This is a genomic window from Streptomyces sp. NPDC026062, assembly GCF_055568375.1.
The window spans coordinates 59,228-78,747 of sequence record NZ_JBVHOQ010000007.1 but is presented as its reverse complement, the minus strand read 5'-3'; the positions used below and the strand labels follow the sequence as shown (position 1 = coordinate 78,747).

13 protein-coding genes and 1 pseudogene are annotated in these 19,520 nt (G+C 69.9%); 10 read left to right on the top strand and 4 right to left on the bottom strand.

Annotated elements, in window-relative coordinates; genetic code table 11:
• Positions 1–148: 148 nt before the first annotated feature.
• The 9 genes and pseudogenes from ACZ4LX_RS08525 to ACZ4LX_RS08485 all read left to right on the top strand — a co-directional run bounded on the left by ACZ4LX_RS08525 (position 149) and on the right by ACZ4LX_RS08485 (position 14,437).
• Positions 149–1,408 carry a beta-ketoacyl-[acyl-carrier-protein] synthase family protein gene (locus ACZ4LX_RS08525; RefSeq protein ID WP_467642353.1) on the top strand — a complete coding sequence of 420 codons (1,260 nt, stop codon included), beginning with the start codon at positions 149–151 and terminating at the stop codon, positions 1,406–1,408.
• A complete protein-coding gene (locus ACZ4LX_RS08520) occupies positions 1,405–3,051 on the top strand; it encodes a CoA-transferase (RefSeq protein WP_467642351.1) in 1,647 nt (548 codons plus the stop codon). The genes ACZ4LX_RS08525 and ACZ4LX_RS08520 overlap by 4 nt, the downstream gene beginning before the upstream one ends.
• Positions 3,048–3,863 carry an enoyl-CoA hydratase/isomerase family protein gene (locus ACZ4LX_RS08515; protein WP_467642349.1) on the top strand — a complete coding sequence of 272 codons (816 nt, stop codon included), beginning with the start codon at positions 3,048–3,050 and terminating at the stop codon, positions 3,861–3,863. The genes ACZ4LX_RS08520 and ACZ4LX_RS08515 overlap by 4 nt, the downstream gene beginning before the upstream one ends.
• 23 nt (positions 3,864–3,886) lie before the next feature.
• Positions 3,887–4,714 (top strand): SDR family NAD(P)-dependent oxidoreductase, encoded by an 828-nt coding sequence (locus tag ACZ4LX_RS08510; RefSeq protein WP_467642347.1) that lies wholly within the window; start codon positions 3,887–3,889, stop codon positions 4,712–4,714.
• A gap of 656 nt (positions 4,715–5,370) precedes the next feature.
• Entirely contained in the window at positions 5,371–5,754 is a 384-nt protein-coding gene (locus tag ACZ4LX_RS08505; protein WP_467642345.1) for a carboxymuconolactone decarboxylase family protein, read from the top strand.
• A gap of 31 nt (positions 5,755–5,785) precedes the next feature.
• Positions 5,786–7,333: an acyltransferase domain-containing protein gene (locus ACZ4LX_RS08500; RefSeq protein WP_467642343.1), complete on the top strand. Its 1,548-nt coding sequence runs from the start codon at positions 5,786–5,788 to the stop codon at positions 7,331–7,333.
• Positions 7,330–7,527: pseudogene (locus ACZ4LX_RS08495) on the top strand (beta-ketoacyl synthase N-terminal-like domain-containing protein); the annotation flags it as partial. The gene ACZ4LX_RS08500 and the pseudogene ACZ4LX_RS08495, both read left to right, overlap by 4 nt.
• 159 nt (positions 7,528–7,686) lie before the next feature.
• Positions 7,687–12,258 carry an SDR family NAD(P)-dependent oxidoreductase gene (locus tag ACZ4LX_RS08490; protein WP_467721134.1) on the top strand — a complete coding sequence of 1,524 codons (4,572 nt, stop codon included), beginning with the start codon at positions 7,687–7,689 and terminating at the stop codon, positions 12,256–12,258.
• A gap of 790 nt (positions 12,259–13,048) precedes the next feature.
• Entirely contained in the window at positions 13,049–14,437 is a 1,389-nt protein-coding gene (locus tag ACZ4LX_RS08485) for an MFS transporter (RefSeq protein WP_467642339.1), read from the top strand.
• A gap of 56 nt (positions 14,438–14,493) precedes the next feature.
• On the opposite strand, the gene ACZ4LX_RS08480 is transcribed toward ACZ4LX_RS08485, so the two are convergent.
• The gene (locus tag ACZ4LX_RS08480; protein WP_467642337.1) at positions 14,494–14,976 is read right to left on the bottom strand and encodes an NUDIX hydrolase; all 483 of its coding nucleotides are present in this window, start codon (positions 14,974–14,976) and stop codon (positions 14,494–14,496) included.
• 29 nt (positions 14,977–15,005) lie between these two features.
• Positions 15,006–16,601 (bottom strand): apolipoprotein N-acyltransferase, encoded by a 1,596-nt coding sequence (lnt, locus tag ACZ4LX_RS08475; protein ID WP_467642335.1) that lies wholly within the window; start codon positions 16,599–16,601, stop codon positions 15,006–15,008.
• 195 nt (positions 16,602–16,796) lie between these two features.
• Between lnt and ACZ4LX_RS08470 the strand changes: the two genes are divergently transcribed.
• Entirely contained in the window at positions 16,797–17,876 is a 1,080-nt protein-coding gene (locus ACZ4LX_RS08470) for an O-antigen ligase family protein (protein WP_467642333.1), read from the top strand.
• A 167-nt stretch (positions 17,877–18,043) separates the two neighbouring features.
• Here ACZ4LX_RS08470 and ACZ4LX_RS08465 read toward each other — a convergent pair whose 3' ends face one another.
• Both ACZ4LX_RS08465 and ACZ4LX_RS08460 read right to left on the bottom strand, forming a co-directional pair.
• On the bottom strand, positions 18,044–18,607 hold the full coding sequence (locus tag ACZ4LX_RS08465; protein ID WP_467642331.1) for a hypothetical protein: 564 nt from the start codon (positions 18,605–18,607) through the stop codon (positions 18,044–18,046).
• Between the two features lie 69 nt (positions 18,608–18,676).
• The gene (locus tag ACZ4LX_RS08460) at positions 18,677–19,462 is read right to left on the bottom strand and encodes a glutamate racemase (RefSeq protein WP_467642329.1); all 786 of its coding nucleotides are present in this window, start codon (positions 19,460–19,462) and stop codon (positions 18,677–18,679) included.
• Positions 19,463–19,520 lie beyond the last annotated feature (58 nt).

Genomic DNA, 19,520 nt, shown 5'->3' with positions numbered 1-19,520 from the left:
CGCCGCAGGAAAAGCCCCCCTCTCGATCATCCTGGATCCACCCGATAGACAAGGCGGCGTGAGCTCATGAACCCCCCGCCTTCGGTGGCCAGGTTCACCACTTTCCCAGTCCGACCGCGCGGGCCTTGGATCAACCGATCGGAAAGCAATGACCGAAGATATTCATCCTTTGGCAGCCATAACCGGAATAGGAGCAGAATTGTCCGGCGTATCCGGCGCCGCAGAATTCTGGAGTGCCCTGCGATCGGCCCGCCCTGGCGTACAAGCCCTGCAGGGCCCCATGTTCGAAGAATTGCAGAATCCACTCGGCGCCGCCGTCAGCCGCCGACGGCCGGTGGACCTGCTACCCGGAATCGAACCGCGCTTCGCCAAGTCGTACAGCGACGAGATCCTGCTGACCATGGCCGCAATGGAGCAGTCACGCCAGAACGCCGGACTGGCGTCGGGCACATTGGATCCGGGGCGAATCGGCATTGTCGCTTCGAGTTCGCGCGGACCACTGCAGTGGTGGTCCGACGGCAGCAACCCGCACGGTCCACGCACTCGCCCGGGAAGGGCTGACGCTCTGCTGAGCCTGCCCGGAGCACCGGCCTCCCTGTTCGCGGTCTACGCCGGAATCAAGGGGCCGGTTGCCACCCTGAGCTCCGCATGCGTGGGCGGACACCAGGCCATCGGCTGGGCCGCCGAGCAAATCGCCGCAGGCAGCGCGGACGCCATGGTGGTCGTCGGCCATGAGTTCCCGCTGGTGCCCGACCTGCTGCACGCCTATAACGCATTGGGCGTCCTGAGCAGACGGACCTCCGAACCCGAAACAGCGATGCGTCCCTATTCACTGGACCGTGACGGATTCGCACTGGGGGAAGGTGCTGTGGCATTGCTTCTTGAAAGCCCGGAGCATGCCATGCGCAGGGGAGCAAGAATCTACGCCACCATTCTGGGACAACAGTCGGAGAACGAGGCCGCCCATGCGACGAGTATGGATGCCACAGGTATGAGCATGGCAGGGCTCGTCACCCGACTGCTGGCTCAGCACGGTGTCGCGTCCGGTGATCTTTCCTATGTGTGCGGACACGCCTCTTCCACGGGGCTCAACGATCGCACCGAATCCCGGATGCTATCCCGTCTGTTCGAGGGGAAACCCCGCTCCCATTGGGCGCCGTTGGGCGGGAACAAGCCCGTGTTCGGTCATACCCTCGGCGCATCCGGAATCGTGAATGCCGCCGCCTGCGCCTTGATGACCTATCACCAGGAGCTGGCGCCCACACGCATAGTCGGCCCCGTCGATCCGGACTGCAATCACGATCACGTCGCCGAAGGGCCACGCCGCGTCGAGGTGCGAACAACGCTCTCCCTGTCCTTCGCCCTGGGCAGCCAGTCGTCCGCGCTGCTGATGGGGGCGCCGGAGTGACCCCACAGTTCTTCGACGATCCGGACGACATGCTGAAAGCCGTCGTGCGGCCCGGGCACCACCTTCATTTCGCCGCGACGATGTCACGCCCGAACGCCCTTGTGTACGCCCTCGCGCGCACCCGAAGGAATCGCCGCGACGTGACGGTGAGCATGGCAGCCGTGCACTCCGGCGCGCATGCCCTGGCATTGTCCGGTGCGGTGCGTCATATGATCACCGGCTTCCTCGGCGACACATACCCTCTCCCCCGCCCCAACCCCCTGTACAAGGAGCTGACGCGTGGCAGGCCCTTCACCGCGAGCGTCTGGCCCCTGTGGACCCTGACGCAACGGCTGATCGCCGGTGGCACCGGTGCCCCGGCCGCCCTCAGCAGGTCACTGCTCCACAGCGATCTCCGGCGGGACAAGGAGGAGGAGCTCCAGCAGGTCCGGCTCAAGGACGGGACGACCGCGGACCTGATCCCACCCCTGCGCCCCGATCTGACACTTGTTCACGCGGTGCTGGCCGACCGCTCAGGCAATCTGGTGTTGGGCAGCCCGGGCGGCGAAGGCGCCTGGAGCTCCGCGGCGGCGAAGGACGGGGTCCTCGCGACCGCGGAGCGCGTGGTGGACGAACTGCCCGGGGCCTGTGCCGGACTCCTCATGGTGCCCGGCCATCGCGTACGGGGACTGTGCGTGGCCGAGCGGGGCGCACACCCGCAATCCCTGTCGTGCGGACCGGCGACGGGTGTCAGCGGGTACGACGACGACTACACCTTCCTCGCGGACGTGACCGGCCGCTTCGGTGCGGGCGAGGCCCGGAACTGGTACGAGGAGTGGGTGGAGGCGCCGGGAAGTCATGCCGGCTACCTTCGCGCGCTGGACGCCAGAAGAGCTCCGCGGCTTGCCGCCGTTCCCGCTTCCGGGGGCGGCCCCACCGAAAGGGAGCAGCTCATCATCCTCGGCGCGCGCGCCGTCGCCGACAAGGTGCGGGCCGGTGGGTTCCGTACGGTCCTGGCCGGCATCGGCCATTCCCACCTGGCCGCATGGCTTGCCGGCTCCCAACTCGCCCGTGAGGGCGTTCCGGTCAGTATCTGCTCCGAACTCGGCTTCCACGACATGCGGCCGACGGGAGGCGACGTCTACTTGTTCGCCCGGCGGCACGCCGCCCACGCCGCCTCGAACCTCTCCATGGCCGATGTCATGGGTGGAATCGTCACAGCCGGCGCGGACTCCTGCCTGGGTGTGCTGTCCGCCGGGCAGATCGGCCCGACCGGAAACGTCAACACCTCGGTACTGCCCTCCGGAGACTGGATGACCGGACCGGGGGGAGCCTGTGACATCGCCGCCGCCCAGTGCGTCGTCGTGGCCCCGGCGCGTCCGAACCGATATGTGGCATCGGTTCATCACATCACGAGCCCCGGTGAGCGGGTGGGCACCTGTGTGAGCCAGTACGGCCGATTCGAACGCAAAGGACCACTGAACGAATTCGCGCTGTCGACCTGGCTCCCCCCGCCCGGCCGGCCGGGGGCAGATCCCGCGAGGACCGTTGCGGCCACCACCCGTTGGAGCCCTCGGTTCCCCGCCCCTGTCGCCGAGCCGGGGATCACGGAACGGGAACTCGGTGCGCTCAGGGACCTCGACCCCGCAGGTGTCTACCGATGAACGCCGGCACGGAGATCACCATGACAACAGTCCTCACCCGTCACCTCGGATCCGGTGTGCTGACGCTCACCCTCAACCGCCCCGAGCAGCGCAACGCACTTGATCTCGCCCTTGCCGGGCAACTGGCCGCCGCACTTGAGGAGTGCGACGGAAACCGCGACGTCCGCGCGGTGCTGATCACCGGGGCGGGCACGACGTTCTGTGCGGGTGACGATCTCCGGGCCACCGGAAGGTGGCGGACCGGGTCCTACGACGGCACCCCCAACGATCCCCGTACACACGAACACCTGTACCTGACCATCTGCCGCCTGATGGTCGGCATGCCCGTTCCGGTGATCGTCGCGGTCAATGGGCCCGCCCTGGGCGCGGGCCTCTCCCTCGTCTGTGCCGGGGACTACCGCATAGCGGCCGACCACGCGTGGTTCGCCACCCCGGGTCTGCCCATGGCGCATCTCGGCGACGTGGCCATGCTCTCCAGGGCGGTGGGCCCCTCGATGGCCACCCGGATGTTCCTCACAGGTGAGCGGATCGGCCCTCGTCAGGCCGTAGCCCGGGGAATCGTCGACCGATGTGTTCCCGTTTCGCGACTTCGCTCGGAAGCGACACGCCTCGCCGAGGAGCTCGCCACAGCTCCGACAGGGACCATAGGTCTCTTCAAGGAGCTCCGGGAACGTGCCTGGCATCTGGGAACCGATGCGGCTCTGTCCTTGCAGGACCGGTACCACCATCGCTCGCACCACGAGATCAACGACGCACGGCGAGCCTGGGCAGCCCATGTGAGTGGTGAGACGCCGCTGTTCCGCGGCGACTGACGTATGGCGGACAAGAGGAACTCATGACATCCGAAAGCTCATACCCGCTGCGGGACTCGGCGGTTCTGGTCACCGGCGGAAGCGGCGGAATCGGATCCGCCATCGCCCGCAAGCTTGCCGTGGAAGGTTCTCGCGTCTTTCTCTGCGGCCGTGATCCCCGTCGGACGGCCGAGGTCGCCGACTCGGTCTCCTGCCCGTACTGGACGGGAGACCTGCGAGATCCCTCTGCCGCGGTACAGGCGGTGGCTGCGGCAGCCCACGCCCTGCACGGTCTGGACATGGTGGTCGCCGCAGCGGGCAACAGAGGAGGAACCACAGACGTCACCTCTCCGCTGCCGGGTGAGTTCGAGGACGTTCTTTCCCACAACGTCATCACGATGAGCAACACTCTGACCGCCTCGCTGCCTGTACTCGCTCAATCAACTCGGGGCACATTCCTGGGGATTTCCTCACTCGCGGGTCTCACCGGGTACTACCGATTCCCCTACTACACCGCGGCGAAGGCGGCCACTGTCGGCCTTGTCAGAGCTGTTGCGCCCACAGCTCGGCGTCAGGGTGTGCGCGTGCGGGTTCTCTGCCTCTACTTCACCGACACCCCGCTCATCGGCGATGTCCTTGCCGACCTCGTCCATGAGGGAATTCCTGTGCGGAGCACCGCCGACGTCGCGGCCGCGGTGACCGCCTGCCTCCAGGCCTCCGGCACCGGCACCGTATGGACGTCCGTTCCCGGCACACCACCCGAGCCGTACGCATTCCACCGGGTTCCGGTGCCAAGGACAAGCCGGGAGAATGATCAGGAAGGGAAGCAGCAGAAAAGCGCTCTGCGCCACCCACATACTCGTGAGAGCTGACCACCTTCGGGTGGAAGCCCGGGCAGCCCCGGAATTCCGCCCGCGTCGGGCTGCGGCAGCCCACGGATCCGACGGTGAGATTCGTCCTCCCGAATAATCGGTGAAGAATCCCGGGGAACACGTCGCCATGTCTGCTCGCAGGGCCTGAGCGACGGGACGATCCTGGTCTGCGAGCCTGCCTGCTGCGGGCATGTGACCCCCCCAGCAGCGGCTGTGGCATGACCTCTTGCACTTCAGGGTGCGGTCGGGAGGTCGGTAAATCCCGAAAGCCCTTCTTCGTCGGAGCTATTGACGAAACGTCTTCACAGCTGCTCCAGTAAAGAAGTTGCCTCCACAGGTCTGTCGCAGATTCTCATTCCCCCCTTTCCCCCTGCCGAGGGGGTGAATCGTCATTGCCCCGGGGCCCCTCAGGCCTCACCGGCGCCCCTTCTTCTTTGTTTCTACGGCGTCGGTGACGAAACAGACCCTGCGGTGAGTCACCCGGTACCACCACACCACTGGCTGAGGAGCGAAAGTTCCCCTATCCATTTTCCGCAAGCCCTCAGCAGAATTCGAGGTGCCCATTGAATTCCGCCAAGCGAGTTGAGGACGACCGGTATCGACGCGGACTCGTCCGCATGCGCGAACTGGGCGGATCCTCAGCAACGGATCAGTTCATGTCCTCCCTGGCCGGAGTTGCCCCTGACCTCGGCCGCTATGTCGCCGAGTTCGTGTACGCCGACCTCTCCGAGCGCGACACGCTCGACGTCGCCCAACGCCAGCTCGTGGTCCTGGCCACCCTGGCGGCGATGGGCGGCTGCGAGCGTCAGTTGGCACTGCACGTCGAAGTGGCACTGGACATCGGGATCAGTCCAACAGTCGTAGTCGAGACATTCGTCCAGCAGAGCGCGTACGCGGGCTTCCCCCGCGCACTCAACGCCGTGGCGACCGCCCATGAAGTCCTCACCAGCCGCGGCATCACCCTCACCGACGGCACGACCGGCTCAGGCCCTGCGGAACGTGGCCGAAGCCCGAAGCCCACGGTCGGGACCGAAGGCTGACGCCAACCGCACACAGACAGGAACCAGCACCATGCAGCGATACACCGCCTTCCTCTTCCCCGGACAGGGCGCCTACCTGCCCGGAGTGCTCAGTGGAATACCCGAGGCATATCCCGAAGTGGCCGACGTGCTGCGCAGGGTCGATGCCGTGTGCGCCGAGTACGGACACACCCCCGTGTCGGAACCCCTCCTGCGTCCGAAGGCGCCCAGGCTCGACGGACTCCTCGCCGACCGGCCCACGGTGGCCCATCTGTGCATCTTCACCGTGTCGTTGGCCTGCGCGGTTCTGTACGAGAAGGAGGGTGTACACGCAGACGTGCTGGTGGGTCACAGCTTCGGGGAGTGGGCCGCGCTGACCGTCGCTGGGGTGTGGACCGTGTCCCAGGCCGCTCGGCTGATCTGCGAACGTGACCGGGTGTGCCGGCGCCAGGAGATCGTTCCAGGAGGTCTGCTGGCTGTCGGAATGGGCGGTGCGCGAGCCGCGCACCTGGCCTCTCTCGTCGACGACTGGTCCCTCGGAGTGGCCGTGGTGAACGGCCCCGGCCAGACGGTGCTGGCCGGCCCGGACAGGCCGCTGGACGAGGCTCTCCAGGTGGCGACGGCGCTCGGCGCGCAAGCGGTGCGGGTGAAGGCCGCATACCCGTACCACAGTCCGTGGATGGCCGAAGCCTCCAAGGACTTTGCCGAGGTGATGGCATGTGCCCCCGCCCTCGCTCCGCAACGACGTGTCTACTCACCGCTCGCCAGCGACTACGTCGACGATGTCGCCGACGTACGGCGTATCGGTGCCGAACACATGGTCACACCCTTCGACTTCATGTCGGCGCTGCACCAACTGCACGTCGACGGCGTGAAGGTGTTCGTCGAATGCGGTGCCAAGGACATCCTCTCCCGGTTGGCGGCCGGTGTGTTGCCCGGTGTGGAGGCAGTCGCGCCGCTGCGACGGCGCGTGGGGGCAAAGGAGCTGAGGCAGGAACTGGCCACGCTGACCGGCGGCCGACCGGCCGGCCGCGCACCCGGCGCACGCGAAGCAACGGCGGACGCCGTCGTCCCGGACGCACGTGAAGCAACAGCGGACGCCGTCGTCCCGGACGGCACGGCCGACCCGTCCCACACGGCCGGCCCGACGGATTCGCGCGAGCGGACAGAGGACAGGTGGGAGCAGGCGGAGCAGCCGTCCTCGGGGATCATGATCACCACGCCTCCCGAGGTCTCCGTCGACGAACCTGTCCGGGACCAGGCGGCCGGGGACGGTGGAGCAGCCGAGGCGCTCCCCGAACGGCCCCTGCTGCTCACAGCCCTGCAGCAGCACTATGCCGCGCGTCTTGGTTACCCGGAGGAAGTGCTGGTACCCGACGCCGAACTCGAAAATGACCTCGGTGTGGACTCGCTGCGACAAGTGGAGATGCTCGCCTCCGTGCACCGCCGATACGGACTGCCGTCCCCGGCCAAGCCCCACCCCGACTCGCTTCGGACTCTGTCGGACATCGCCGATCACCTTCTGGCGACCGCCGCGGCCGGGGAGCGGCATTCCACCGGTGTCGTCCACACCGACGCATCCTCCCGGACCTCGGCGTGAACGGCGCGGATGAGACGGTCGCGGTGGTGGGTCTCGGCCTGCGTCTGCCCGGAGCCGGGAACCCGGAGGAGTTCTGGCGACTGCTCCGAGGCCCCGGGCAACCGTTCTCGGAACCCGGCCCCCGCTTTTCCCTCTCCCACTTCCTCCAGGACGCCGATCACCGGGCGGACCGCGGTTACGCCCGCGTGTCGGGATACATCCACGAATCACCTGTGGCCGAAGAGGACGGAGACCCCCACGAAGTGCGTTGGCTGCGCTGCTGTGCCGAGCAGGCCCTGAAGGGAGTTCGGCCCGCTCTCCCCGGACACGGCGCATGTGTGGTGGGTGCCTGGCCGGGAGGAAGCCAGGCACTGATGCAGAACGTGCTCCTGGATGCGCTCACCGGGGGGACGCCCGCCCCGGCGCAGCAGTCAGGTACGGCACAGGCGCGGGTTCGCGGCCTGCTCTCCTCAGCGCTTCCCTACGCCCGGCCCGGGTGCCAGGAGGCCGAGGGCGCCGTACGAACGGCGATACGCGGACTGATGCCCGCCGCAACAACGGTATGGACTGTCGACACGGCCTGTTCGTCGTCCCTCTACGCTCTCGACCTCGGCGCCAGGCTGCTCCTTCGAGGAACCGCCGACCTCGCGTTGTGCGGAGGAGTCTCGGTGCTGGAGCCGACCATGTCGGTGCTGTTCTCCGCCATCGGAGGGTTGTCGGCGACGGGGAACCTGCGTGCGCTCGACGCCGGTGCCGACGGAACCCTGTTCAGCGACGCATGCGTGCTGCTGGCACTGAAGAGGCTGAGCCGGGCGCGTACGGACGGAGATCCGGTACTCGGTGTGCTGGCAGGTTTCGGTGCCTCCTCGGACGGCAGGGGCAGATCGATCGCCGCTCCTCTGTCGGCAGGGCAGAGCAGGGCGATGCTACGGGCGGCCGAACATGCGCAGGAGCCCGCCGATGCCGTGGACTGGATTCTCGCGCACGCCACCGGCACCCGTGCCGGGGACAGTTCGGAAATCACCGCGCTGACCGGACAGGTACCGGAGCGGGGCTGGACCTGCACGGCCAACAAGACAGTTGTGGGCCACACGGGTTGGGCTGCCGGGGCGACATCCGTCGCCCACGCACTCCTCGCCCTTCGGCACGGTGTCATCCCGGCACAACCAGGTTTCACCACCCCGGTACAGGATCTGGGGTCCCTCTCCGTTCCGGCCGAGGACCGGCCCTGGCCCCGTACCTCCCGAAAGCGTGTGGCCGGTGTCTCCGCGTTCGGCTTCGGCGGGACGAACGCCCACCTCCGCATCGGCGAACCCCCGTCGGCGAGCGAGCCCGTCCACGGCACGAAGGCACGGACGCCCCGCGGCGCCGACGACCTCGTACTCGTCGCATGGAGTGCGCATCTGCCGGGCGAGCCGGACTCCTCGGCCGTGCGCGCATGGCTGCGCGGCACGGGTGAGGCCCCGCAGTGCCGGTTCGGACCGGAACTGCCGGCGTACAACACCGTCCGGCTTCCCGTTCCCACCTTGCGTGCGATCGACTCCGCGCAGACCCGGGCCCTGGCCGTCGGTCACCGGTTCGTCGTGGAACACGGGGAGCTCTGGAAGGCGGTACGTGACCGAACCGGCGTCATCGCCGCCCACAGCGGGGTACCGGCCAGACTCGTGGACTACGCGGCCCGCTGCCATGCCGAGCTGCTCACGGAGGCGGTCCACAGCGACATGGCCGCGACAGACCTGGTGCGTGGACACCTCGACGCCGTACGGGCACGTACTCCCCAGGCAGGCCCCGACGCCATGCCAGGCGTTCTGCCGAATGTGATCCCGTCCCGGATCGCCGCACGCTACGACCTGCACGGTGCCAGTCTCTGTGTGGACACCGGCCGGAGTTCGGGCGCCACCGCCCTCGCGGTCGCCGATCTCTATCTCTCGTCCGGTGTCCTGGATCTGGCGCTTGTCCTCGCCGTCGACTCCGGATCCCTGCACCCCTCCACGGCGGCCGACACGCCTCGCCCCCGGCAGGGCGCCTTCCTCCTCGCCGTGGCGCGCGAGGAAACAGCACGGGCTCACCTCTGGCCCGTGGCCGCCCGGCTGCTTCCCGGTTCGCTTTCGCCCGACGTACCGGGCCGCGACCGGGATCCGGCGACGGGCTTCCACACGGCAGGGGATGTGGTTGCCCTGCTTGCCACAGTGGCCTCGGCCGCCGGCCCGGCCCCCGCCGTGCCCCTTCCCCCGCACCTGGAACCGGTCGAAAACGACGACTCCGACGCCCCCCGCGACGTCCGTCCGATCCCGCGGCGCAGAGCGCCAGGCCCCTCGGTGGATGGGCGGGACGAGGCCGCGCCCGCGCCCCTCACCCGCCGCTATGTGCCGCGTCACCTCCCGGACCCGCTGCCGCCGCTCGCCGGCGCACCTCCCTCGCCGATCCCGCCCGGAGTGCTCCTGCTCACCGACGATTCCGAAGTGGCGGACCGTCTGCGTTACGCCACCGCCGCAGCGGGCGTGACGCTCTGCTGCACCACTCCGGCATCCGATCCGATTCCGCGGGCCGCTTTCCACGCGGCCGTCGACCGCGCCGCCGGTCATGTGATGGTGGTCAGCCGTCCCCGGCCGTGGCCGTGCGAACCGGACGCCGCGCACAGCGCTCTGCACGTACGGCTCCTCGACGCCCTCGGCCACGCACGCCGGACGGGGCTGACCGGCTCGCTGAGGATCGTTGTGCTGGCTCCACCGGACCATCCGCACGCCGCGCTCTTCACCGCGCTGGTCCCGACGCTGACGGCGGACCATCCCGGACTCCCGGTCCATGTCGTCGTCAGTGAAGCGGACGACGCGGCAACCGCGCTCGGCCTGCTGGCCCGTGAGACCACCAGCGGTTCCCATGCGGCGGCCTGGTTCCACGAAGGAGTCCGCCACACCCTGAAGCTGGTGCCCGCGCCTTTGCCCGAGCCGGAACCGTCACCACACTTTCCGGTGATCGTCGCAAGCGGCGGCACCGGTGGAGTCACCAGCGAGTTGCTGCGGTCGCTGACCGCGTCGACGTCTCACTCGGGCGGCTCGCGCATCTGGGTGCTGGGCAGCAGTGACCTCAGCCGGTTGCCCGCCGGACTGCTGGACGCCACCGAGCACGACCTGCCGTCGTTGCGAGCCGGCCTCATCCGCCAGGCTCTGAGGGAGGGGCATCCGGTCGCCGCAGCCTCTCGGCATGCCGACCGGCTGCTCGCGGGCCGTCGCGCCGCGTTCAACCTGAAACGGCTTCGGGACTCACCGGGTATCACGGAGGTGCACTACCTCGTCTGCGACATCACCAGCCGGCAGGACACCGAGGCCGCGGCTCGCACGGTGTCAGCGGCCGCGGACCGCGTCGATCTCTTCCTGCACGCCGCCACCCGCAGCCGCAGCGCACCCCTGACACGCAAGACGACTGCGGACTTCGTATCGGTGCGCGAGGTGAAGGTGCTGGGATATCACAGCCTTCGGGAGAGCTTCGCCCCGCTGCGGCCGGGTCTGTGGTGCAACGTCGCCTCGGTTGCCGCCGTACATCCGCTGCCCGGCGAGATCGACTACGGCCCTGCCAACGCGATGCTTCTGAGCGCCGCTCAGCATCAGGGCGCCGAAAGGGAGCTGAGCATCGGCTTCCCGCTGTGGCGGGAGAGCGGGTACTTCGCAGCCAGCCCCACCAGAATGACCGAGCTCATCGGCCAAGGCCGGCTGACCGCCATAGACGACTCGGAAGGGACGCGTCTCTTCCTGACAGAACTCGCCGCAGCCGGAGGTTCCTCCGCTGCCAGTGTCTATCTGGGTGACCGGGAGCGTGGCCTGCTGCGGCGGGAGCTCCCCACCCTGCTGGCCCCGGAGAATCCTGCGACGGCCCCGCGTCCTGTCCGGGCTGCCGCGCAATCGGCCGCCACGGGCCCTGCGGTGGCGAGGCCGGCCGCCACGACGGCCCCTGCGGTGGCGGGACCGGCCGTCGCGGAGCCGTACACCCGCGATGCAGCAGGCCCAGGCCGACGCCGACAGAACGGCGACGGCCCCGTGTTCACCGGCGGCCCCCGCACCCTGACTCCCGACGGCTCCACCCGCTGGGTACTGGACTTCGGCTCCCCGCATCACTCGTATCTGGCGCAGCACCTCGTCAAGGGCCGGGCAGCCGTGCCCGGTACGTTCCTCCTCGCCGCCGCCGCGGAAGCCGCCGGTGTCCTGGTGCCGAGTGGCGCGCCCTCCGTGCTCCTCAACGCGTCCTTCGAACGCTTCGTCCGCCCCTCACCCCGGCGGATCTTCACCCTCACCGCCCGAAGGACACCGGTGGACGGCCGCCCGGCTGTCCACGTGGAGATCAGGTCCGCCCTCCTTTCAGGGGATGCGCACCTGCAGGAGGTACGGCACTTCCAGGTGGATGTGCTGCTCGACGCCCCCGCTTCGGCGTCCGGTCCCGGGAGGGTGAAGGCCTCCGGACCCGTTCCGGAGCCGGAGAGGACCGGGCACCTGCCGCCCGACCCCTACTACTGTCATGACTCGCCCGTTCGCCTCAGCGGCCCCTTCGTGAACACGAGGCGCTGGGCCCGCACGGCGAGTGGTACGTCAGCGCTCTGGAAACCCGCACCCACAACGTTCACCGACCATCCCACTCTCGGCCGGCTCACCCTGCCCGCGCTCCTTCTGTGCGCGTTGCTCCGCACACGTACGCTCGCGCCCGGCAGAGACGGTTGCCGCCGCGTCGTCGTCCCTCGTCGCATCGCACGCACGGAGATGTACGGGCGAGGCAACGACCAAGTCCTGTCCCGCACTTATCCGGCCGGCGTCTCCACGTTTCACGACGCGGTCACGGATGTGTACACAGCCTCGGCGGACGGCCGCCCGCTGGTCGGCATCCACGGGTTCGAGGGCTCCCTGATGGAAACACTTCCCCCGCCGCGGCCCACCGGACGCCATGACGCAACGCCCTGACACGGAGGACGCCCCTGCACCTCTCCCTCCGGCCCACCACACGCCGGTCCCACGCTTCATGAATGCCGCGCCATCCGCTCCGGCATCCGTATCCGCCTTCCGGTGACGCGACCGAGCAGCAGCGCCTGACCGCGCTTCTCCGACAGAAGGCGGAATGAAGAACGTTCCGCCCCGAACAACCGAGCGCACAGTCCACCTCACCCGCTCCATGCCCCCGTCAACGAGATCGTCGCTGGCCGGCATGGCGGAAATCAACGGAGGAAATGACATGAAAACGACCCACACCCCCATGCGCCGACGGAACAGTGCAGCGCTCTCCGCACTCGCGCAAGTTCGCCGGACACTCGGCCACTCAGGTCGTCGCGGCACTCGCCGACCTGACTGCCTGCCAGACGCCGGACGGACTCACAGCGACCCGGGGAACCGGGGTACTGACTGTCCTGTAGCGTCCACGCACCCCGCCGTCGCGCGCCCGTCAGGAACTGCGGGCCGGCGCCAGGGCCGGTCCGCGGCTCCGCGCCGCATACCGAAGTCCAACACCGCCTGGTCAGCACCGAGTCAGCACGGAAGCCGGCGCCAGGACAGAGGGCATGCCCGACACCGCGATCCTCAAGGACGCCTGCCGGTCTTCGAACCGGTCCTCGAAGCAGTCTCGGCGCGCCTGTCATAGTGGCCCCGCGCACGATGGGCCCGAGAACTATGGTGCCCCGCCACATGTGCCTCTGACCTGCCCGTTCCTACGGTGTGGCGACACGTCCCCGTCCCCGCCAACCGTCCGGAAGTGGTACCCATGGCCGCCCCCGCATCCGCTCCCCCACCCACCTCCAACCTCCGCCGCATCGTCGCCGCCAGCCTCATCGGCACCACCATCGAGTGGTACGACTTCTTCCTCTACGGATCAGCGGCCGCGCTGGTCTTCAACAAGCTGTTCTTCCCCGATTCCGAACCGCTCGTCGGAACCCTTCTGTCCTTCCTCACGTACGCCGTCGGCTTCGCCGCCCGGCCGATCGGCGCGCTGGTCTTCGGGCACTACGGCGACCGGCTCGGGCGCAAGAAGCTGCTGGTGCTCAGCCTGTTGATGATGGGCGGGGCCACGTTCGCCATCGGGCTGCTGCCGACCCACGCCACCGTCGGCGTCGCCGCTCCGGTCCTGCTCACCGTGCTCCGGCTGGTGCAGGGCTTCGCCCTCGGCGGCGAGTGGGGCGGGGCCGTGCTGTTGGTGTCGGAGCACGGGGACGCCGGGCGCCGGGGGTTCTGGGCCTCGTGGCCGCAGACCGGTGCGCCGGCCGGGCAGTTGCTCGCGACCGGGGTGCTCTCCGCGCTCACCGCGCTCATGTCGGACTCGGCGTTCGAGGCCTGGGGCTGGCGCATCCCGTTCCTGCTCTCCGGAGTGCTGGTGATCCTCGGCCTGTGGATTCGTCTGTCCGTCGATGAATCACCGTTGTTCAAGGCCGCGCTGGCGCAGGCCGAGGAGCGCAGGGCCGCCTCCGGGGCGGCGGAGAAGATGCCGGTCGTCGCCGTGCTACGCCATCACTGGCGTGATGTGCTGATCGCCATGGGCGCCAGGATGGCGGAGAACATCAGCTACTACGTCATCACCGCGTTCATCCTCGTCTACGCGACGACAGCGGCCGATCTGAGCAAGCAGACGGCGCTCAACGCGGTCCTCATCGCGTCGGCGATCCATTTCGCCGTCATCCCGCTGTGGGGTGCGCTGTCCGACCGCGTCGGACGCAGGCCGGTCTACCTGGCCGGCGCGGTCGGGGTGGGCCTCTGGATGTTCCCGTTCTTCGCGCTGATCGACAGCGGGAACTTCTGGAACCTGCTGCTCGCCGTGACGGTCGGGCTGTTCTTCCACGGGGCGATGTACGCGCCGCAGGCCGCCTTCTTCTCGGAGCTGTTCGCGACCCGGATGCGGTACTCGGGCGCGTCGATCGGCGCCCAGTTCTCGTCCGTCGCGGCCGGTGCCCCTGCGCCGCTCATCGCCACCGCGCTGCTCGCCGACTACGACAGTTCGACGCCGATCGCGCTGTATGTGATCGCCGCCGCGCTCATCACCGTGCTCGCCGTCGTCTGCGCCAAGGAGACCCGTCACCGGGACCTGGCGGACGTCGAGCCGGGTGCCGGGCGGGACATGTCCGCGAAGGCATCCGCCGGCACCGTGCGCAGCGGTACCTAGGTCCGGTCCGCGGTGGTCCTGGGGCCGGGTGGCCGTGCGCGGCCGCCCGGCCACCGTCACATCCGCGGGTCGGTGGCCTCGAACCAGGTGGGGCCGCCGGTCATCGACTCCTTGATCCGGAGGAGCGCGAACTCCTCCAGGGACGGCAGCGCGTCGACGTGGAACCAGTCCACCTCCAGCGACTCGTCGTCGTTGACCCGGGCCGTACCGCCGGTGGCGCGGCAGCGGAAGGTGATGTCCATGAACTGGCAGCGGTCACCGTTCTCGTACTGCACGGGCGGCAGAGCCTGGGTGAGCACCACCCGCTCCGCCACGCAGCGTACGGCCGTCTCCTCGTACACCTCGCGCTCCGCCGTCGTCGCCGGCTGCTCCCCCGGCTCGCAGATGCCTCCGATGACCGACCAGGTGCCGGTGTCGGCGCGTCGTCCCAGAAGCACTCTGCCTTCGTCGTCGAAGACAACGGCGCTGACGGCGGGCAGCAGCAGCAACTGCTGACCTGCGGTGGCACGGATCTTGCGGATGAAGTCAGGAGTGGCCATGCCACCGACCCTACGTGGTGCGGGCCTGCTCAACGGGAGCGGCGCGTGCGCACCGCCCGCGCCGTCACCCAGCCGAGTCCGGTCACGGCGAGCAGGGCGAGCACGCCCTCGGGGAGCGGGCCCATTTGGGTCGCCGGGGTCAGCGAGGAACGCAGAGGCACCTCGTCCACCAGGGCGTCCGGCGTGAACATCTTCGTCTTCCGGACGACGGTGCCGTCCGGGCGGATCACCGCGCTGACCCCGCTGGTGACCGGGACGACCACGGAACGGCTGTGCTCGACCGCGCGCACCCGGGACATCGCGAGCTGCTGGTAGGTCATCTCACTGCGGCCGAAGGTGGCGTTGTTGCTGGGGACGGCGATCAGCTGGGCTCCGTGTTCGACCGTGTCGCGTACGGCGTCGTCGAACGCGGCCTCGTAGCAGGTGACCAGGCCGACATCGGTGCCCGCCAGGTCGAAGACGCCGACCTTCGTGCCCGGTCCGAAGTCGCGCTGCACACGGTCCACGTCCGAACTGAAGACGCGTACGAAGGAGCGCATCGGCATGTACTCGCCGAACGGCTGGATGTGACGCTTGTCGTACGTGGCCACGGGGCCCTTGTCCGGATCCCACTGGATGAGGGTGTTGCGCAGGTTGCCCGTGTCGGGCTCGACGACGGCGCCGATCACGGTCGGCACACCGATCGCCTTCACGGCGTCGTCGATGACGATCCTCGCGTCGGCGTTGCGGTAGGGGTCGAGGTCGGAGGAGTTCTCGGGCCACAGGACGAAGTCGGGTTGGGGAACCTTGCCCGCCTTCACATCCCGGGCCAGCTGCTCCGTGCGGTTCGCGTGGTTGTCCAGGACGGCGCGTCGCTGCGAGTTGAAGTCGAGTCCGAGCCTCGGCACGTTGCCCTGGATCGCGGCGACGGTCGCGGTGCCGTCCTCGGCCGAGTCGTCGACCAGCGGCAGCGACGCGACGGCGGCGGCGACCGGCACCAGGACGGCGGCTGCGGTCGCCGCGGCCGCCAGGCGGGGCAGTTCGCCCGTGGCACGGTGGATCCGGAACCGGCGGACCGCCTCGAAAAGGCCGAAGCCGCACAGCACCACGGCGAAGGAGAGGAGCGGGGTACCGCCCAGCGCGGCTAGCGGCAGGAACACGCTGTCCGCCTGCCCGAAGGCGATCTTGCCCCAGGGGAAGCCGCCGAAGGGCACCCTGGCCCGGAGCGCCTCGTCGAGCGTCCACACCGCGGCGGCCCAGAGCGGCCAGCCGGCGAGCCGGGACACGGCGGAGATGCCGATGCAGCCCACGGCGATGAACAGCGCCTCGGCCGCGGCGAGGGCCAGCCACGGCACCGGGCCGACCTCTTCACCCGTCCAGTGCAGCAGCGGCAGCATGAAGCCGAGTCCGGCGAGCAGGCCGAGGCCGAACGCGGCGCGGAACCTGCGCTCGAACAGCACCCAGCCCAGCAGCGCGAAACCGGGCAGAACCAGCCACCACAGCGGCCTGGGCGGGAAGCTCGCGTAGAGCATCACCCCGGAGAGGACGGCGGCGGCAGGCCGTACCAGGCGCGGCAGCAGACGGCCTGCTCGGAGGGTGGAGACGGGCTTCTGCGGGTCGCCGACCTGGGCGATGGTGGTGCTCACCCGGCGGAGTCTACGGTGACGGCCAGGCTGCCGGGGAGCCCCGTCCTGGTGACGGAATCCCTGCGGCCGGATCGTTTCTTCGCATCTCCCTCACATATGACCGCTGTGGCCGTTAACCTGTGCGCCAGTCCCCCGCCGACCGGGCCGGATCCGGCCCTCGCGATCGGGACGGTCACAGGCCGGGGGACGGACGTGATGACTGCACCAGCAGACCGACCGAGATCCGAGGGCGGCAACGCGTCCGACGTCGCCGGCGCACTGATTCTCGCCGCCTGCGCGATCTGGTCGCTGATCAGCGCGGCCGGGCGCGAGACCCGGCCCGAAGGGGTGCTGCTCGCGCTGCTCGCCGTCGCGGCGGGATTCACCTGCGGGCGGATCTGCGGAACGCTGCTGCCGGTGGCCACCGCGGCCGTGTCCGCCGTGGCCGCCCTCGCCATGGCGATCGTGTGGCGTCGTGGTGTACCCGGCGCGACGGCCACCATGGAAACCGCTCCGGGCCACACCGGTGCGGCCGTCGCGCTGCTGGTCCTGGCGGCCGGCGCGGCCTGCTGCGCGGCGGCCGCGTCCCGGCGGGAATCGCTGCGATGGGCCCTGCGGCTGCTGGCTCTCGGCACGGCCTGTGCCGCGCTCGGGCTCGGCTCCTTCGTCGGGTTCGTGGCGGCGCTCGGAGTGCTGCTGTGTTCTCTGGCAGCGGTCAGGACGTGCCGTCGGCTGCTGGGTCTCGCCGGTCTGGCGCTGAGCGCGGGGCTGATGGCGGGCCTCTCGTGGGCGGTGGCCGAGGACCTGGTGCCCGACGGGCTCATGCTCTCCCTGGAAGGCCGCCTCACCAGCTACCGGATCCAGCTGTGGCAGGACGCGGCGCGGCTGGCTGGGCAGCACCCATGGCTCGGTGTCGGCCCCGACCGCTTCGCTGATCTGAGCCCCACGGCGCGGCAGACCCTCGGTTCGGACGGGAAGCCGCACTCGGCCGCGCTGCAGCAGGCGGCCGAGCAGGGGGTGGTCGGTGTGGCATTGCTGGCGGCGGCGTTCGGCTGGCTGCTGTACGTCCTGTGGCGGTCGCCGCGCAGCACCGCGGTGGTCCTGACCGCCGGCGCCGCGCTCACGGCACTGGCGGCGCTGGCGAGTGTCGGCAACGCGCTGAGTTTCACGCCGGTGACGGCGGGGGCGGGGCTGCTCGCCGGGCTGGCATCGGCCAGGCTGCCGATCGGGGCGGACGGGTCCGGGGCCACCGCGGCTGCGGAGCGACCGCCGCGGAGCCGGGGCGGCGTGCCCTGAGACGACGCGCCCGGCAACAGCGACATGCAGGAGAACGGCGCGCCCGGAGCCGGTCCACAGACGGGACGAGGGGCAGTGGGGCGGGCCGGCGAACCTGGTGACCACGCATATCGCGGTGGGTCCGGAGTCCGTGCCGGAACGCGCAGGGGGCGGGCCGGTGCCCGAGGTCAGGCGCCCGCTGCCGCACCGGTGGACGGCAGGTGCAGGCGCTCGCGGATGAAGCGGACGCCCGCCTCCGCGTCGTCGACCGTGACGGTGAAGGTCCTGCCGTCGCCGAGTCTGAGCACCAGGCCCTCGCCTCGGCGTACGACTACGGCCGTGCCCTGCTCGGGACGCCAGCGGTAGCCCCAGCCGCCCCACTGGCGCGGGGTGACCTGGGGTGCGAATTCCGCGCCCACCACATGGGTGAGCAGGATTCGGCGGCGCGGCAGCCCCATGTGGCCGCAGCGCACTTCGAGGGCGTCGCCGTCGACGCGGACCGCCACGTTCACGAAGGCCAGGGTCCCGAACAGCATGAGCAGCCCGGCCGCCACGCAGCCGATCACCGACATGAGCAGCGGAGCGATGCCGGAGGTCCAGGTGGAGCTGACGGCAAGCTGGATCCCGAGCGCCAGACAGGCGGCGCCTGCGGCCGCGAGCACCCACTGGGTCCGGTTGGTGGCCCGGCCGACCCAGACCGCGGTGTGGGTGTCGGCACCGGTACGCGACGGTTTGCGGGGGTGGTCGCTCATGTCAAGCAGGGTACTGAAGAATGCGCGCGGGGGGACGTGTCTCACGGCCTCTCCCGGGCCGCCGGACGGTCAGCGGGCGGTGCTGACGGCGGCGAGCCCGCGCCCTTCCCGGTAGGCCAGTGCGGCTGCCGGGAGCGTGGACGGATGTCCGCCGGAGAGTACGACGAGTCCGGCGGAGGGCTCGGCCGATGGAGCGGTCCCGGCCCCGATCCGGCGCAGGGCCTGAGCGGCGACGGCGCCGGCGGAGCCGTGCAGGACGACGGGCGGGCGGCCGGGCTGCTGCACGGCGGCGCGGATACGTTCGGCGACCAGTTCGTAGTGGGTGCAGCCCAGCACCACGGCCTGCACATCGGGCGGGGTGAGCGCGGCGGCGGCGGCCAGGGCCTTCTCGATGCCGGCCTCGTCCGCGTACTCCACGGCATCGGCCAGGCCGGGGCAGGGCACCTCGGTGACGGCGGCGGACCCGGCGAAGTCACGGATCAGGCCACGCTGGTAGGGGCTGCCGGTCGTGAGGGGGGTGGCCCAGATCGCGACCGGACCGCCCGCAGCGGCGGCCGGCTTGATCGCGGGGACGGTCCCGATCACCGGCAGCGCGGGCTCCAGTTCGGCCCGGAGCGCGGCGAGCGCGTGGACGGAGGCCGTGTTGCAGGCGACGATCAGGGCGTCGGGCCGGTGGTCCGCTGCGGCACGGGCGACGGCGAGGGCGAGGCCCGTGACGTCTTCGGGCGTCCGGGGCCCCCAGGGCATGCTGCCGGGGTCGGAGGAGAGCACCAGATCGGCGTCCGGCCTCAGCCGGCGTACTGCGGCGGCGGCGGCGAGAAGGCCGATTCCGGAGTCCATGAGCGCGATCTTCACCCAGTCACCATAGTCGACGGCCCTTGCGGTCCCGGCTCAGTGGGGCAGACTTCGGCCA